This is a genomic window from Dellaglioa sp. CoH-57-MRSF-20 (genome assembly GCF_056781955.1).
Map to the genome: position 1 here is coordinate 1 of NZ_JBXAXV010000045.1, position 694 is coordinate 694.

2 protein-coding genes are annotated in these 694 nt (G+C 55.0%); one reads left to right on the forward strand and one right to left on the reverse strand.

What is annotated here, in order from left to right; all coding sequences use genetic code 11:
- A partial coding sequence (locus AC1RPN_RS07995; RefSeq protein ID WP_481763680.1) for a hypothetical protein occupies positions 1–230 on the forward strand: 230 nt, incomplete at its 5' end.
- A 99-nt stretch (positions 231–329) separates the two neighbouring features.
- On the opposite strand, the gene AC1RPN_RS08000 is transcribed toward AC1RPN_RS07995, so the two are convergent.
- On the reverse strand, positions 330–694 hold a 365-nt coding region (locus AC1RPN_RS08000; RefSeq protein WP_481763681.1), incomplete at its 5' end, for a hypothetical protein.

Genomic DNA, 694 nt, shown 5'->3' on the forward strand with positions numbered 1-694 from the left:
CGTCGTCATCAGCCACGGGCCCGATACCACGGAAATCGCCAGTATCCTCACCCCACATCAAGATTGAACAGTGCGAGCAAAAGTCAGCCATTTGTTACCTCTATTTTGACCATGGCCTGAATGAAACCGGCGTTCGAGCTGTACCCTATACCGCCCAACGGTTCCCAGCCACCAACCTTGATAAATTCGTTTACCAATTCAATCAGATTGTCACGATTTACCGCATTTAGCACAGTGTATTGCATTTATGCCACCTTTTCGAAGGCCGCACGAATCTTCGTGTGCACGGACAAGCGCGTTGCATCGCCAGCCGTATAGATCGCGAAGTTCTAGTCGATGATGTTGAGAATTTCGTCCATCAGGGGCGGGCGCTCGCGCTCTCGCTCCAGTTGTTCGTTAGCCTTTTCGCAGCCCACGATCTTCGCAATCGAGGCCCGGGCCATCGGATGATCGGGAAGCGCCGCGTGCAGATAATTGGCGCGAATCATGTTCGCTCGCTCGTTATCCTCGTCCTCAGCAGTCCCCGTCGCGTTCACGATCAGCAACCGCAACAGGCCTTCGGCAGTTACCGCGCGCTGCCGTTCCTCGATTGCGACCGTCACCCATCGCTTCCCGTCGCTACGCACAGCTTCGCCCTTCAGGCGTTCAATCTCGGCCCATAGGATAAGCGGGTTTTCTTCGTTTGGTTCCAACC